10 protein-coding genes are annotated in these 12337 nt (G+C 59.9%); 7 read left to right on the forward strand and 3 right to left on the reverse strand.

Translation table 11 applies throughout. The features are described from left to right. The first annotated feature begins 169 nt into the window (after positions 1 to 169). From AB0N72_RS11705 to AB0N72_RS11735, 7 genes are all read left to right on the forward strand, one after another. Positions 170 to 760 carry an acyltransferase gene (locus tag AB0N72_RS11705; protein WP_363930567.1) on the forward strand — a complete coding sequence of 197 codons (591 nt, stop codon included), beginning with the start codon at positions 170 to 172 and terminating at the stop codon, positions 758 to 760. After that, positions 757 to 1848, forward strand: a complete 1092-nt coding sequence (locus AB0N72_RS11710; RefSeq protein WP_189013220.1) for a DegT/DnrJ/EryC1/StrS family aminotransferase — start codon at positions 757 to 759, stop codon at positions 1846 to 1848. The genes AB0N72_RS11705 and AB0N72_RS11710 overlap by 4 nt, the downstream gene beginning before the upstream one ends. Further along, positions 1848 to 2834 (forward strand): Gfo/Idh/MocA family oxidoreductase, encoded by a 987-nt coding sequence (locus tag AB0N72_RS11715; protein ID WP_363930568.1) that lies wholly within the window; start codon positions 1848 to 1850, stop codon positions 2832 to 2834. The genes AB0N72_RS11710 and AB0N72_RS11715 overlap by 1 nt, the downstream gene beginning before the upstream one ends. Before the next feature lie 184 nt (positions 2835 to 3018). Continuing rightward, positions 3019 to 4203 carry a UDP-galactopyranose mutase gene (glf, locus tag AB0N72_RS11720; protein ID WP_363930569.1) on the forward strand — a complete coding sequence of 395 codons (1185 nt, stop codon included), beginning with the start codon at positions 3019 to 3021 and terminating at the stop codon, positions 4201 to 4203. Beyond that, entirely contained in the window at positions 4200 to 6209 is a 2010-nt protein-coding gene (locus tag AB0N72_RS11725) for a glycosyltransferase (protein WP_363930570.1), read from the forward strand. The genes glf and AB0N72_RS11725 overlap by 4 nt, the downstream gene beginning before the upstream one ends. Positions 6210 to 6211: 2 nt before the next feature. Beyond that, positions 6212 to 7069 carry an ABC transporter permease gene (locus AB0N72_RS11730; RefSeq protein ID WP_363930571.1) on the forward strand — a complete coding sequence of 286 codons (858 nt, stop codon included), beginning with the start codon at positions 6212 to 6214 and terminating at the stop codon, positions 7067 to 7069. Continuing rightward, on the forward strand, positions 7070 to 7798 hold the full coding sequence (locus AB0N72_RS11735; protein ID WP_363930572.1) for an ABC transporter ATP-binding protein: 729 nt from the start codon (positions 7070 to 7072) through the stop codon (positions 7796 to 7798). Positions 7799 to 8009: 211 nt separating this feature from the next. Here AB0N72_RS11735 and AB0N72_RS11740 read toward each other — a convergent pair whose 3' ends face one another. The 3 genes from AB0N72_RS11740 to AB0N72_RS11750 all read right to left on the reverse strand — a co-directional run bounded on the left by AB0N72_RS11740 (position 8010) and on the right by AB0N72_RS11750 (position 12130). Next, positions 8010 to 10253 carry a hypothetical protein gene (locus AB0N72_RS11740; RefSeq protein WP_363930573.1) on the reverse strand — a complete coding sequence of 748 codons (2244 nt, stop codon included), beginning with the start codon at positions 10251 to 10253 and terminating at the stop codon, positions 8010 to 8012. Between the two features lie 99 nt (positions 10254 to 10352). Further along, positions 10353 to 11378, reverse strand: coding sequence for a lysylphosphatidylglycerol synthase domain-containing protein (locus AB0N72_RS11745; protein ID WP_363930574.1), 1026 nt, complete (start codon positions 11376 to 11378; stop codon positions 10353 to 10355). Further along, entirely contained in the window at positions 11375 to 12130 is a 756-nt protein-coding gene (locus AB0N72_RS11750; protein ID WP_363930575.1) for a glycosyltransferase, read from the reverse strand. The genes AB0N72_RS11745 and AB0N72_RS11750 overlap by 4 nt, the downstream gene beginning before the upstream one ends. Positions 12131 to 12337 lie beyond the last annotated feature (207 nt).

The following is a 12337-nucleotide window of genomic DNA, read 5'->3' on the forward strand; positions in this document are numbered from 1 at the left end:
CGTGAACTACCATCCTTGTGCGGCACGCGAGCAGTCGGCATCACCCCGGCAGGCGCATGTGGACAACTTCGGCCAAGACCGGCCAATCCCTCCTTGACGCCGTGGCTTTGTGTCTCAGCTAAGATGAAACTCGTTGTCGCGTGTGCTCAATGAGGAAGGACCTTCACCGGTGATAGTGGTTGCGGAGAGCGCCGATGTTTCAGACAAGGCGGTAATTGGTGATGGATCAAAGATTTGGCATCTTGCCCAAGTCCGCGAGCAAGCCGAATTAGGCGTCAATTGCATTGTCGGACGCGGGGCCTATATCGGCACCGGAGTCAAGATGGGGGACAACTGCAAAGTTCAGAACTATGCGCTTGTCTACGAGCCCGCGGAACTGGAGGCGGGAGTCTTCATTGGCCCCGCCGTCGTCCTGACGAATGACACCTACCCCCGGGCAGTCGCGCCCGATGGAACTTTGAAGAGTGCCCATGACTGGGAGCCCGTTGGCGTCACCATTCGTGAAGGTGCATCCATCGGCGCCCGCGCGGTTTGCGTTGCTCCCGTCACGATTGGACGGTGGGCCACCGTGGCAGCAGGTGCTGTTGTGGCCAAAGATGTCCCGGATTTTGCTTTGATGGTCGGAGTTCCGGCCAAGCGCCTTGGTTGGGTCGGCAAGGCCGGCTTCCCGCTGCAGCGCAGCGGTGACAGCTGGGTATGCCCGGAAACCGGCGCTACATATGTTGAACAGAACGAGACCCTTCGAGAGGTAGAGGCATGAGCCCCGAATTCATTCCCCCCGCCAAGCCCATCATCGGTGATGATGAGCGCAAGGCAGTAGAGGCTGTTCTGGCCTCCGGCCAACTCGCACAGGGTTCGGAGGTTGCGTCCTTTGAACAGGAATTCTCGCAGGTCCTCCTCGACGGCCGGGCCGCCGTAGCAGTCAACTCCGGAACCTCCGGTCTGCACCTGGGTCTTTTGGCCGCGGGCATTGGCCCCGGCGACGAAGTCATCGTGCCATCATTTACCTTTGCTGCCACGGCCAACTCGGTGGCTTTGACAGGCGCTACGCCTGTCTTTGCCGACGTGGACATCAACCACTACACGCTGGATCCCGCTTCCGTGGAGTCGAAAATCACGGACCGCACGGCCGCCATTATGCCGGTCCACCTCTACGGCCACCCCTTTGATGTGGACGGAATTGGTGCAGTCGCTGCCAAGCACGGCGTCAAGGTCTTTGAAGATGCCGCCCAGGCGCACGGCGCGGCCGTCAACGGTCGCAAGGTCGGTACCTTCGGCGACTTCGCCATGTTCAGCCTGTACCCCACGAAGAACATGACCTCCGGCGAAGGCGGCATGGTCAGCACCGGTTTGGCCGACGTCGAACGCCGGCTTCGGTTGCTCCGAAACCAGGGCATGGAGCGCCAGTACGAAAACGAGCTTGTTGGCTTCAACGCCCGCATGACCAACATTCACGCGGCAATCGGTCGCGTGCAGTTGACCAAGGTCGAGGGATGGACCAAGACCCGTCAGGAGAACGCAGCGTTCTTCGATGCAAACATCGAAGGTGTCGTTACTCCGAAGGTGGTTGAGGGCTACGAGCACGTGTACCACCAGTACACCATTCGGATCGCCGAGGACCGCGACGGTTTCGCCAAGGCTTTGCGCGAGGAGTACAACGTGGGTTGCGGCGTTTACTACCCCATCCCAAACCACCGCCTCGCACCGTTCCAGACCTCCGATGACTTGCCGGTCACCGAGGAAGCTGCAGCAACTGTGCTGTCCCTTCCCGTGCACCCGTCGCTCAGCCAGGATGATCTGGACAGGATCGTTGCCGCTGTCAACGCCGTTGCAAAGGCAGGTAGCTAGTGGCAAATCTGCGCGCTGGCCTCATTGGGCTGGGCATGATGGGCCGTCACCACGCACGCGTCATCCGCGAGCTTGATGGCGTTGACCTTGTTGCCGTCGCTGATTCCTTTGGAGACCCCCACAATGTAGCCAGTGGCTTGGAGGTTTGCAGTTCGGTCGAGCAACTCATCGAGCAGGGCATCCATATGGCTGTCGCAGCTGTGCCGACGATCCTGCACGAGGAAGTTGCCCTGCAGCTCGCCGAAGCAGGCGTTCACTGCCTCGTGGAAAAGCCCATCGCAAATGACTCCGAGTCCGGACGTAGGATTGCGGAGGCTTTTGATTCCAAGGGCTTGATCGGTGCTGTCGGACATATTGAGCGCTTCAACCCCTCCCTGCAGAGCCTTCGTGAGCGTCTTGGCAACGGTGACCTTGGAGAGGTCTACCAGATCTCCACACGGCGCCAGGGTCCTTTCCCATCCCGGATTGCGGACGTCGGCGTCGTCAAGGACCTTGCCACCCACGACATCGACCTGACGGCCTGGTTGGCCCAGAGCAACTTCGTCAACGTCGTTGCCCACACGACGTCCCGCAGCGGCCGTGAGCACGAGGACATGGTCACGGCGATCGGCCACCTTAGGGACGGCGTCGTCACCAACCACATCGTCAATTGGCTCTCTCCCATGAAGGAGCGCACCACCGTTGTCCTTGGTGAGCGTGGTGCGTACATTGCGGACACCATCTCAGCCGACTTGACGTTCGTGGAGAATGGCACTTTCCAGACCGATTGGGACTCCATCGCGGCATTCCGCGGTGTGTCCGAGGGATCTTCGACCCGCTTTGCTTTGGCCAAGCGTGAACCGCTGAAGATGGAACATGAGGCATTCCGGGACGCTGTCCTGGGGAAGTCCATGAACATTGTCACAATGGCCGAAGGGCTTGAAACCCTCCGTGTTGCGGAGGCTGTACTCAAGTCAGCCGAAACCGGCGCTGTCGTCGCACTTTAGCTCGGCATTATTTTGCACGTTTGAACGGGAGGCTGGCGCCGGCCACGCCTCCCGTTCCTTTTTTCCGGTCAATCTTCGCCTTGTTCCGCGCGCCCCCGAATCGGGATTCAATCGTAACGTCGGGTAGCCTTGACCAGTAGACGTGGGCATTTTTGTGCCCGCACGCCAATACACAGGAGAGTTTGTGAACGCTGATCTCGTCGTCGTCGGCTCGGGTTTCTTTGGCCTGACCATTGCAGAACGCGCCGCTACCGAGTTGGGGCTGAAGGTCGCGGTGCTTGATCGCCGCCACCACATTGGTGGAAACGCCTACAGCGAGAACGAAGCGCAGACAGGAATCGAGGTGCACCGTTACGGAGCCCACCTCTTCCACACGTCCAACGAACGCGTCTGGGAGTACGTGAACCGGTTCACCACGTTCACGAACTACCAACACAAGGTTTACACCAGCCACAAGGGCGAGGTGTACCCCATGCCCATCAACCTGGGCACCATCAACCAGTTCTTCCGCTCAGCCATGAGCCCCACAGAGGCCAAGGCGCTCATCGCAGAACAGGCCGGCGAACTTGCCGGAACTGATCCGCAGAACCTGAACGACAAGGGCATCCAGCTGATCGGCCGCCCGCTCTACGAGGCGTTCATCAAGCACTACACGGGAAAGCAATGGCAGACGGATCCGAAGGACCTGCCCGCGGAGATCATTTCGCGGCTTCCCGTGCGCTACAACTACGACAACCGCTACTTCAACGACACGTATGAAGGGCTGCCGGTAGACGGCTACACGGCCTGGATCGAGCGCATGGCGGATCACCCCAACATTGAAGTTGTCCTGAACACGGACTTCTTCGACGACGGTGAGTTCGGCCGGTCTTCGGTCCTCGGCCAGGTTCCGGTCATATACACCGGTCCAGTTGACCGCTACTTTGACTATGCCGAAGGCGACCTCTCCTGGCGCACGATCGACCTTGAAGAAGAGGTCCTGCCCATTGAGGACTTCCAGGGTTGCGCCGTGATGAACTACCCCGATGCCGAGGAGAAGTACACCCGCATCCACGAGTTCCGCCACTTCCACCCCGAGCGGGACTATACCAAGGACGCTACGGTCATCATGCGGGAATTCTCGCGTTTCGCCGAGAAAGGCGACGAACCTTACTACCCCGTGAACACCTCGGATGACCGGCAGAAACTGCTGGCCTACCGGGATCTCGCAAAGGGTGAGAAGTCGGTGCTGTTCGGTGGCCGCCTCGGAACCTACAAGTACCTCGACATGCACATGGCCATCGGCTCGGCCTTGTCCATGTACGACAACAAGATCAAGCCGCACTTTACCGGCGGCGCCAAGCTTGAAAGCGGGGGAGTGGACGCATGACCGCCACAACGAACGAAGGCCAGGAGATTGCCATGACGGCTTCCACCGCCACGGAGGATACCGGTTCAACCGAACAGAACCTGCGGATCGTACAGCGGGTAATCTTCCCTGCGAACCGCGACCTCGATACCCTGCCTCTCTACGTGGACCCCGACACAAGCACTGTTCAGAGGGGCGGCCAGGGAAGCTCCGATGTGCAAGCGGTCGGCATGACACGCCAATTGCACCCCGAGGACATCCTGGACCGGGGTTCGGTTCAGGTCCGCCGTGGAGAGCGTCTCTCCTTCGGCTCTTACTTCAATGCCTTCCCGGCCAGCTACTGGCGCAAGTGGACCATAGCCACGAAGACTGTCCTCCACCTCGAAACTGAGGGCGAAGGAACAATCATCGTCTACCGCTCCAACGCCCGCGGCGCATCCCAGCGCGTCGATTCGGTATTGGTTGAAGGGTCTTCGTCGAACGATTTTGAGTTGACGCTCGCCCCGTTTGGCGACGGCGGTTGGTACTGGTTCGACCTCATCGCCGGTGGCGATGGCATGGCGTTGAAGAGCGCTCACTGGGCGGTACCGGACGAGGGACGTCCCCACGGCCGTGTCACTCTGGGTGTCACCACGTTCAACCGTGCGGATTACTGCCTGGAGACCATCAAGGCCATCGACGGCGACGCCGGACTCCGGGAGATTCTTGCCGAACTCATCATCGTCGACCAAGGCAACAAGAAGGTAGCCGACGAGGCCGGCTTTGATGCAGTAGCTGAGTCGATGGGCGACCAGCTCCGGATCATCAACCAGGGGAACCTGGGCGGCTCGGGCGGTTTCGCACGCAATATGTACGAGATGCTGGTTTCCGACAAGAGCGATTACGTCATGCTCTTGGATGACGACATCGAACTCGAGACAGAGGGCGTCATGCGCGCCGTTGCCTTCGCGGACCTTTGCCGGAAGCCGACCATCGTTGGCGGACACATGTTCGACATGTACAACAAGTCTGTCCTGCATGCCTACTCAGAGGTCGTTAATTTCTACAGGTTCCTCTGGGGACCGGTGGAAGGCCTGGGCAACCATGACTTCTCCCAGGCGGGCCTGCGTTCCACTCCCCAGTTGCACCGCCGCTGGGACGCCGATTACAACGGTTGGTGGATGTGCCTCATCCCCAAGACCGTGGTTGAGACCATCGGCCTCTCCCTGCCGGTGTTCATCAAGTGGGATGACGCCGAGTACTCGCTCCGGGCGCGGGCAGCCGGCTTCCCGACTGTGACGCTTCCGGGCGCAGCTGTGTGGCACGTTTCCTGGGCAGACAAAGACGATTCAGTCGACTGGCAGGCTTACTACCATGAGCGCAACCGCCTCATCGCGACGCTCCTGCACAGCCCGTTCCCCAAGGGTGGCCGAATCCTGCGCGAGAGCCTGAATACGGACATCAAGCACTTGGTGTCCATGCAGTACTACCCGGAGCAGGCCCGCGTCATGGCCCTGCGTGATGTCCTCGCCGGACCTGACGGCTTGCACAAACAACTCCCAAGCACCATGCCGAAACTTCGGGCCATGCGCGAGGAGTTCCCGGACTCCCAGGTGAAAACAGACCCCTCTGCCTTCCCGGAGGTCTTCCGCAAACGACCGCCGAAGAAGCCCCAGTCCTACAAGCAGCCCGGTGCGCTCGGCCTGCTTCCCTGGGCAGTGAAGACAGTCTTGAAGCAGACGCTGGCTCCGGTCCGCGACACTGCCAAAGCCAACCCGGAGGCCCAAGTGGCCCATCAGGATGGCAAGTGGTGGAGCCTCGCGCACCTCGACAGCGCCGTGGTCTCGAACGCCGATGGCACCGGTGCATCCTGGCACCTGAGGGACCCGAAAATGGCCCGCCAGCTGGTGGTTGAGTCGGCCAAGCTTCACGCCCAGCTTTTCTCCAACTGGGAGACCCTTCGTGCGCAATACCGCGATGCCCTCCCGGAGATTACCTCCATGGAATCCTGGCGGGAAACGTTTGAAGCATCGGAGCCTAACAAGTAGCAATGGCCACTTCCACTGATACATATGCTGTTCCAGGGGTAGGTGCCGGTCTGCTGGACGTCTATCGACGCCGGTACCTCCTCAAGTTGATCGTCCGCAAGGAACTCCGGGTCCGTTACCGGGGCTCTGTCCTGGGACTGGCATGGTCCTACGTCAAGCCCCTGGTCCAGTACGTGGTGCTCTTCTTCGCTTTGGGCATTGTGCTCCGCGTCGGGGACCAGATCCCCAACTACGCGCTTTACATGTTCTCCGGCGTCATCGTCATCAACTTCTTCTCCGAAGCGTTCTCGAATGCCACGCGGTCAATCGTTTCCAATGCTGCGTTGGTGAAGAAGATTTACCTGCCTCGGGAGTTGTTCCCAGTCGCTTCGGTGTGGGTGGCTGCGGTTCATTTCCTGCCGCAGCTGGTGGTCCTGCTGGCTGCCGCCCTGCTCACAGGCTGGCATCCGGATATCCTGCAACTCGTTGGGGCAGCCCTGGGCTTTGTCATTGTGGCTGTCACGGCGACTGGTCTCGGGCTGCTGGCTGGAGCCATCAACGTCTTCTTTAGGGATGCAGAGAACATCGTCGACATGTTGATGATGATTGTCACCTGGACCTCACCGGTCCTTTACGACTGGACCATGATTCGGCGGCTGGCCCCGGAATGGGTGCTGGTGATCTACCAGCTGAACCCGATCACCGTAGCCGTTGAGCTGTTCCACTGGGCGTTTTGGTACCCCACTGTCAACCGTCCCGTTGAGCTTCCACCGCATTTGATGTGGACGGGACTGCTTGGTCTCGGCATGGCGGCATTGTTCCTTATCATTGGCCAGCTCGTGTTCCGACGGCTCGAGGGCCACTTTGCGCAGGAGGTCTAAATGAGTGCTGCAGTAATCGTCAAGGACCTCAAGAAAACATTCAATCTCCGCCACTCGCACTCCCTGAAGGAGACGCTCGTTTGGCTGGTAAAGGGACGCAAGGGCGATCTCACCAGAAGGTTTGACGCGCTCCATGACGTCAGCTTCGAAATCCAGCCCGGGGAGACGGTCGCCCTTCTGGGTTTCAACGGCTCCGGTAAGTCCACGCTTTTGAAGCTCATTTCCGGAGTGATCCTTCCGGACAAAGGGACAGTCCGCACCAAAGGCCGAGTGGCCGGCCTCATCGAAGTGGGTGCAGGTTTCCACCCTGATCTGTCCGGCCGGGAGAACGTGTTCCTGAACGCCGCGATCCTTGGCATGACGGAACAGGAGATCAACGAGAAGTTTGAAGACATCGTCGCCTTCTCCGAGATTGAGCAGTTCATCGATACCGAGGTGAAGTTCTATTCCTCAGGTATGTTCCTTCGTCTCGCTTTCGCGGTAGCGGTTCACACGCAGCCGGATATCTTCCTTGTGGACGAAATTCTGGCCGTGGGCGACGAGCCGTTCCAAAGAAAGTGCCTCGCCAAGATCAAGCAGCTTTCGGACGAAGGCAGGACACTGGTTGTAGTCAGCCACGACCTCGACATGATCTCCAGGATCTGCGACAGGGGAGTGGTGCTCTCATCCGGCACAGTGCAGTTCGAGGGACCTGCAGAGGAAGCAGTGGCCTGGCTGCGGGAGCACTGATCCTCCTGCAGGCGGGAACACCGCCTCGCTAGGTCCTCTGAGGCTGTAGAAAGGTCATCGTACTTTTGTTCACACAGAAGTACGGTGACCTTTTTCGTGCCTGCCGCACCATTCTGGGTTGGCAGCTGGGCATCCCGGAAAGCCTTGGTACTGAAAGAGCGTCCACCCCTTGGGGATGGACGCTCTTTCAGTACCTGGAGTGGGGTGGGAGCTAGACGGCTACCTTTTCAGCTGGTTCCTCGATGACCCGCTCAGCTGACTTTCCGCGGCGGTAGCGCCTTACGTAGTGGAAAGCCGTAAACAGCAGTATCCCGAACCATGCCGCGGCCTGGGCCGCCAGTCCCATGGTGAGGCCCGGCGTCGTGAAGGAAATATCCACGGATTTGGCTCCAGTCGGGATGTCCACCATGATGACGCCGGCGGGTCCTTGGGTGAGTTTCTGCGTTTCGCCGTCCACCTTGACCGTGTAGCCGGGCCAGGCCAGCCGGGCGAAGGTCAGTTTCCCGGCACTGCCGCTGCCTGACAGCTGGACGTGTTCGTCGTTGCCGGTCCTTACTGAGTCCTGAACGGCAATGCCGTCAGAGACCCATGAAACGGTGCCGGGGTGCGGCAGGGGGTTCTGGCGCTGGAGGATGGTACGGGTGTCGTCGGAGGCCACAATCGACCAGCCGGGAGCGATGTTGAGCTGATCCGGAGCGATCAACGTCTTCTGGACGGCGACAGTTTCGACTTGAAGGACATCCGCCAAGGTGGCGTTGATTTCCGGTGATGCCTGCTTGAACAGTTCCGTGTAGGCCAAGGGGCACGTTTCGCCACGGTAGTTCATGCACAGGGCGTTGACGTAGGTAGTGAAGCTGATGCCGCTGTAGCGGCCCATGCTGTTGTCAACATCGGCATTGAGGATCTGGTTGCCATACAGGAGGCGGCCTTCGGTGAATTCCGCTCCGGTGATCTTCATGGTGTTGAAGATCTGGATGGTGTTGCCTTTGTAATTGCTGGTTGCGTCCCGAAGTGTGTCGGCATCCACGGGTGAGCCGATACCGGCAACCGCGTTGTTGGGAACAAACTGCCTGGACTGCATTCCGAGGGTGGCGATTGTACCGACCACCATGACAGCAGCGAGGCCGCGGTAGCCGAATCGTTTCCATCCCAGGACTGCCAGCGCAACCAGGACCAACGTAACGGCAAGGGTGAAGAACTGCCATTTGCCACCCTCAGGCACCATGGACCAGGCACGGTAGGTTCCGAACCCGAGGATAGCCACAGTGATGAACAGCCGCTTCTTCCAGGCAGTCGTCTTCAGCCCTGCGGAGGCAACAACGGCGAACAGGACGATAACGCCCAGGTAGACGTACTCAATGAGTCGGATGGGCCAGCGGAAGACGAGGACCTGGGAGGGAGCAAACGTCAGGAGGAAGTAGATTCCGGTGATGATGTAGATGCTGAAGATCTGACGTGAGCGGTTACGGAAGCTACGGAAGTCGAGCCACGGCAGCAGTGGGAGGACGAACCATGCCAGGTAGCTGGAGGGAACGTTGTCGATCGGTGCCCAGAAGTTGTTGATCCGGGGCCGCATGGAGGAGGTACTCATCGTCAACAGGGAGGACATGTCGGGCGAGAGGAACAGATCGTTAAGGATCTCGCTCTGCTGGCGGACTGTCACGGCCGAGCTGAGGGGCAAGGGGAAGTAGACCAGGACGGCGGTCAAACCCACCAGCGCGCCAACGATGACGATCGGGATAAGGCGACGCCAATGCCTCATCAACATCAATTCGACGGCCACTGCAGCGAGGACGAGGATAACGCCAATGGCGCCGTACGGATTCCCCGCCGTCATGGTGAGGAAGCCCAGCAGGAACGGCAGGAACGGCGAGGTATTGCGGCGGGCGTACCGGCGCACGGACCACCAGAAAACCGTGATCCAGGCAAACGCCATCAGGCCGCCGGGCCAGCGGGCGGCCTCGTAGAAGAGGGTGAAGCCGCTGAAGGGAATGGCTACACCCGCGGCAAGGGCCAACGGCCGGTTCGAGCCGTAATCGCGGGCGAGCATGAAGGTACCAAAGGCCAACAGTGCGATGAACTGGACGATGATGAAGTAGCTGGCCAGCGACAGGTTCTCGAAGTTGGAGACGATGACGGAGTTGACTATGTTGACCGGGTTGAAGATCCCGTAACCCACTTCGGCCACAATATTGCCGCCGACCCAGCCACCGGGTTCCATCAACGGGAATCTGCCCGAGCGGATCTCCTCGCCCATGTGCCGCCACAGGGGGAGGAAGGATTGCATCATGTCGTCCCAGTAGTAGAACGTGGGATTGAACAGCCGGGGGATGATGGAGGAGATGGCCGCGATGACGGCGGTAACGATGCCCCAATGCCAATCGTGCTTCATGAGATAGCGCCGTCTGGTCACCGGCGGGCGCTGGGCAGTGGCCCCGGAGGTTACTGCTGTCATGGTCGTACCTTGCTCCTTAGCGCGCGGCATAAGTTTGAATAATGGCCCGAAGAACGCCCGGGAATCCTGGACACCCGGGCGCCGTAGGGAAGCCCAGCATCAGCTGGGCTCTGAAGTGGAGTCTCCAGGGGTCTTGGAAGATGACTGCTTCCACCGGAAGTGCACAAAGGCGATTCCAACGCAGAGCAGGTCCGCGACAGTGAACATGATCCGGGAAAGCGCGGCGATCGCCGTTGCGGCACCTGCGCTCATCATCCCGGCCAATGCCAGGATAAGGATCGCTTCCCGTGCACCGACCCCAGCGGGCAGCAGGAAGGCGAGCACGCCCAGCGTCATGCCGAGAGCGAGGGCTCCAGTGAGGACCAGGAAGGTAGCCAGGTCCAGGGTTGCCTCGTGACCTACCAGGATCCAGAGATGCAGCCCAAAGCACAGGTACATGAGAACGCCCAGGATGAAGGCTTTGACCATGGTGTTGGCCTGGATCCGTTCAGGCAGCGGGGGCCTGCGGAATACTTTGAGGACGAAGTTGACCAGGAACGTCACAACGTTCGGGTTCATCGCCAGGATCACGACGGGCAGTATGACGTACAGCCATTGCAGGTTGGGCTCGCGCTGGACAAGGATTGGCAACGCTGAAGCTCCCACCACCAATGCCGCACCGATGGTAATGCCGGTGCTCACCAGGGAAGCCACGAAGACCTGGGCGCGTGCGATGCCGTTCTTGCGGCCGAGCTCCATTTGGAGGACAAATGCCCACACGGAGCCGGGAAGGTATTTGCCGATCTGGCCCACGAGGTAGATCTGGTTCAACACCAAACCCTGGGGCTCGATGTCCACCGACCTGAGCAGGCTGGCCATGACGACCCGCCACATGTACATACCCAGGAGAACGCCGGGAATGAGGGCAAGCAGGGATAGCAGCACCTGCCACCACTGCAGGGCAAAGACGGTGGCCTGTACCTGGGGCCATTGGACTGCAATGAAGTACACGGCCGCTGCAAATACGATCACCACGAGGGCACGCCGGGCAAAATCCACCAGCTTGGCTTTGGTGGTTTTCGCTGGTGGCTGTTCCAGGTTCACGTCGTTGTCGTTCGACGGTGTTTCTGCGATGGATCCCGTCATGAAGCGTGTGTCCCCGCGCTGGGAGCTGCTGCCAGTTCGCCCTTGCGACGCCGCATGGCCACCAGGCCCTTGAACATCTTTACGACGTCGGCAGTCCGGATGGTGGTTTCGCCGGGTTCGTCGTCGGGCGCCAAGGTGACGGGCACTTCCACGATGTCGAATCCCTGCTTTTCAGCGGCGTAGACAACCTGGGTACTGAAGAGGAAACCAGGGTCGTCAAACCGGTGCACCATGCTCCGCAACCAGCCGCCGTCGACAATCAGTGTGCCTTGGGAATCACCGACCTTGGACCCAAGAATCACTTGTCGAAGTGTCTTGAATCCAAAGGTGGTCAGTCCCCGCAGGGGACTGCGCTCGATGTTTGAGTCCTTGTGCGCCTTGGAACCGATGACAACGTGCGGCTTGGGATCGAGCTTTGCGTCCTCATCAAGATCATCTGTCCCGAAGGGCAGGTCGTCTGCCGTGAGGAGGACCCTGCGCCCGGAACTGGCTTCGATGCCCCTCCGGTACGCATTTCCCATCCCTTTTTCGCTTTGGAGAACATGGAACGTCACGTTCGGAGTGTCCACCGCGTGCTCACGGGCAACCTTAAGGGTGTTGTCGGAAGATCCGTTCTCCACGATGATGATCTCGGAGTTGCCACTGGTTAGATAGCCGGAAAGGCGCGCCATTGTTGCCGCCAATATCCGTTCTCCGTTATAGACCGGGATCACAACGGAGAGATCCGGTTGGCCTGCCTGGTCGAAAGTCAAGACTCTCCTCGGTAGTTCGTGCCGACGAATTCTTGACGCCAGCCGCAGCCCGCAACGCTGGCGTCACGAGGTCCTTGCAAACCCTCAGTCTAGTTCATTTCAGCAAACGTTCCGTGGAAGCACGGTGCGCTTACGGAACCCAGCCAACGAAAGGGGTGCATCGGATATTCTCCGATGCACCCCTCGAAACGGCAAGCCAGGCGGTTC

Source organism: Paenarthrobacter sp. NPDC089307, from assembly GCF_040685055.1.
Classification (GTDB): Bacteria; Actinomycetota; Actinomycetes; order Actinomycetales; family Micrococcaceae; genus Arthrobacter.

Coding starts and splice junctions, on each gene's coding strand:
- AB0N72_RS11710 (WP_189013220.1), top strand. CDS start 757: ATGAGCCCCGAATTCATTCCCCCCGCCAAGCCCATCATCGGTGATGAT.
- AB0N72_RS11725 (WP_363930570.1), top strand. CDS start 4,200: ATGACCGCCACAACGAACGAAGGCCAGGAGATTGCCATGACGGCTTCC.
- AB0N72_RS11730 (WP_363930571.1), top strand. CDS start 6,212: ATGGCCACTTCCACTGATACATATGCTGTTCCAGGGGTAGGTGCCGGT.
- AB0N72_RS11735 (WP_363930572.1), top strand. CDS start 7,070: ATGAGTGCTGCAGTAATCGTCAAGGACCTCAAGAAAACATTCAATCTC.
- AB0N72_RS11740 (WP_363930573.1), bottom strand. CDS start 10,253: ATGACAGCAGTAACCTCCGGGGCCACTGCCCAGCGCCCGCCGGTGACC.
- AB0N72_RS11745 (WP_363930574.1), bottom strand. CDS start 11,378: ATGACGGGATCCATCGCAGAAACACCGTCGAACGACAACGACGTGAAC.